The sequence below is a fragment of the Kluyvera sp. genome (genome assembly GCF_965301105.1).
The window spans coordinates 1-3300 of sequence record NZ_CBDKZX010000056.1 but is presented as its reverse complement, the minus strand read 5'-3'; the positions used below and the strand labels follow the sequence as shown (position 1 = coordinate 3300).

The window sequence follows — 3300 nt, the reverse complement described above, 5'->3', positions numbered from 1 at the left end:
TACAGATAATATCCGGCGCATAATCAGGTTCTCTCCGTTTTGCTCAGCCACATCTCGTCCATCGCCCCGCCGCGAATCTGCATTGGGTAGACGTGCTCGCTACCGTCGACGGCGACGTCGACAAACACCAGGTGGTTATTGCGCACCTGCTCCAGCGCCTCAGCGAGCTTACTCTCCAGCTCGTCCGGGCGGGTAATGCGAATACCGACATGCCCATAGGCTTCCGCCAGGCGCACAAAGTCTGGTAGCGACTGCATATAAGACTGGGAGTGGCGACCCGAGTAGATCATGTCCTGCCACTGTTTCACCATCCCCAGATAGCCGTTGTTCAGATTCAGCACCAGTACCGGCAGTTCGTATTGCAGCGCAGTCGACAGCTCCTGAATGTTCATCTGGATGCTGCCATCGCCGGTCACACAAATAACGGTTTCTTCCGGAAGCGCCATTTTGACGCCCAGTGCAGCGGGAAGGCCAAAGCCCATGGTGCCAAGACCGCCGGAGTTGATCCAACGACGCGGCTTATCAAACGGGTAGTACAGCGCGGCAAACATCTGATGTTGGCCTACGTCGGATGTCACGTAGGCATCCCCTTGAGTCAGCTTCCAAACGGTTTCGACCACCGCCTGGGGCTTAATCTGGTCACTCTTGTCGTCATACTTCAGACAGTGACGGGCGCGCCACTGTTCAATCTGCTGCCACCAGTCGCGAATGTCATCCAGCGGCTGGGCGACGCTTTCTTGATCCAGCAACTCGAGCATTTGATCGAGCACCAGACCCGCATCACCAACGATCGGAATATCCGCCGGTACCGTTTTGGAGATCGACGTCGGATCAATATCAATGTGCAGCACCGTGGCATCCGGGCAGTACTTCGCGAGATTGTTGGTGGTACGGTCATCAAAGCGCACCCCAACAGCGAAAATCACGTCGGAATGATGCATGGTCATGTTGGCTTCATAGGTACCGTGCATACCCAACATGCCTAGCGCCTGACGATGGGTCGCCGGGAAGCCGCCGAGCCCCATTAATGAGGAAGCGACCGGCAGGTTGAGTTTTTCTATCAACGTGCGCAGTTGCGTGTGGCACTCGGCATTAACCACCCCGCCACCGACGTATACCACCGGCTTTTTCGCTGCAATCAGCGTTTGCAGCGCGCGTTTGATCTGCCCTTTATGGCCAGTCGTGGTTGGATTGTAAGAACGCATACTGACCGCGTCCGGCCACACGTACGGCAGTTTGTTCGCCGGGCTAAGAATATCTTTCGGCAGATCGACCACCACCGGGCCAGGACGACCGCTGGCCGCCAGCCAGAAAGCCTTCTTCAATACCGTGGGAATATCTTCAGTCTGTTTCACCAGGAAGCTGTGCTTCACCACCGGACGGGAGATCCCGACCATGTCGCACTCCTGAAATGCGTCATAACCAATCAGAGAGGTTGCCACCTGGCCAGAAAGTACCACCAGCGGGATGGAATCCATGTAGGCAGTGGCAATCCCAGTGATGGCGTTCGTCGCCCCTGGACCAGAGGTGACCAGCACCACCCCCACTTCACCGGTGGCGCGTGCCAGACCGTCAGCCATGTGCACCGCCGCCTGTTCGTGGCGCACCAGCACGTGGTCAATGCCGCCAACCGTGTGTAGCGCGTCATAAATATCGAGGACCGCGCCCCCCGGGTAGCCAAATACCTGCTTTACGCCCTGATCGATCAACGATCGGACGACCATCTCGGCTCCTGACAACATCTCCATGATTTGCCTCCAGGCTTTACTTTCTTGATGACCGGGGAAGTCATTTTCCGACGGTCATGCGTCGACGGCGCGTCAGCCATCCACCGGCGCTGAATTAAGGTCACGACCTAACATAACCGCTCGCCACCAGGCAGGCAATTCACCCATCCGGCGTAGATGCAGTACCCAGAAGATAAAAAATAAAGAGAAAGGGGAAAATGATGGTGGATTACTTCAGCGATAAGAAAAGGAGAGCGTAGATACTCGGACGAATGGCGGCATTACAGCAAAACCTGCATTTTTCACTTTATCGAGGCCAATACCGCCGGCAGACAACAGAATAATATTTTAATTTTTTAATCACTGACAAGATAAACAGGATGCCAATGCATCCTGTTTATAGCGACGACATTATTGCTGGCGACAGGCATTAACCAGCAGTTCTTCCATCCACTGGTGGCCCTTATCCCGCCCGGCCGCTTCATGCCAGGAAAGATAGCAGGTACGGCTATTTAACTTCAACGGCAGCGGTAATACCTGCAGGTTCAGCTGTTCGGAAAACTCTTCCGCTAAACGGCGCGGCGCAATGGCGACCAGATGAGTTTGGGACACCACATTTAAGACGCTGACCAGCGCCATCCCCTGATAGGCAATACGGCTTTGTTTATCCACCGAGTCGTACCACGGTTGACTAAAAGACGCATAGCGATCCAGAGAAACCACCGCATGTTCTTCCTGATAAAGCTCAGATTCCGAAACCGGACCATTAATACGTGGGTGTTTCTTGCTGACCACCAACACCATTTCGTCATTAAATAACGGAACACAAGCAAATTCAGGGCGACGGAACTCTTCATAACCCAGAACAAACTCAATTTCCTGATAACGCAGTTGATGTTCAGTATTTTGATTTAAGGATGATTTAAACACCATATGAATATGTGGCGCGACTTCATTCACCTTATTTAAGATAATAGAGGTCAGATAATTATCCAGCGGGCTGCACACGCACAGATTAAATACGCGTTCGCTGCTCAGTGGCTCAAAACCGGAACCCGGCAGTTCATTCTGCACCAGTTGCAGCGCCTGACGGATAGAGCCGAAGAGCTGAAAAGCGCGCGCCGTCGGCTGAATGCCGCGACCATAGCGAACAAAAAGCTCGTCGTTAAACATGACCTTCAAACGGGCGACAGCATTACTTACCGCCGGTTGCGACATACCCAGCATATGCGCAGCGCGGGTAATATTTTGCTCCTGCATCACCGCATCGAAAACCGTCAGTAAATTTAAATCGACCATTCGCAGTTGTGGTTTCGTTCCTTCGTTTGTCGATACACGCGGCTTCTCCGGCGCGTTAATTACGTTATCAGACTCCATGATCATACAAAACTCCCTTTGCGGAAACGCAATAATATGTTGAGGCTATATGATTTACCATGCATATAAGATCCAAGAAAGAGAATTAAATAAAAATAGGAATATATAAAGATACAAAGAGCGCCTTTAACTCAATAAAGTTTCTCTTATTTATATCACCAAACGAATGACACTTAGTTTACCAATAGCTCCCGCG

At 52.2% G+C, this 3300-nt stretch carries 2 protein-coding genes; both read right to left on the bottom strand.

What is annotated here, in order from left to right; all coding sequences use genetic code 11:
* Nucleotides 1-23 precede the first annotated feature (23 nt).
* On the bottom strand, nt 24-1748 hold the full coding sequence (gene ilvI, locus ACW14G_RS16615) for an acetolactate synthase 3 large subunit (RefSeq protein WP_249022319.1): 1725 nt from the start codon (nt 1746-1748) through the stop codon (nt 24-26).
* Nucleotides 1749-2138: 390 nt separating this feature from the next.
* Nucleotides 2139-3104, bottom strand: coding sequence for a transcriptional regulator LeuO (leuO, locus tag ACW14G_RS16610; RefSeq protein ID WP_163448066.1), 966 nt, complete (start codon nt 3102-3104; stop codon nt 2139-2141).
* Nucleotides 3105-3300 lie beyond the last annotated feature (196 nt).

Excerpts from the sequence above, each read along its gene's own strand:
- ilvI (WP_249022319.1), bottom strand. The coding sequence starts at position 1,748 with ATGGAGATGTTGTCAGGAGCCGAGATGGTCGTCCGATCGTTGATCGAT.
- leuO (WP_163448066.1), bottom strand. The coding sequence starts at position 3,104 with ATGGAGTCTGATAACGTAATTAACGCGCCGGAGAAGCCGCGTGTATCG.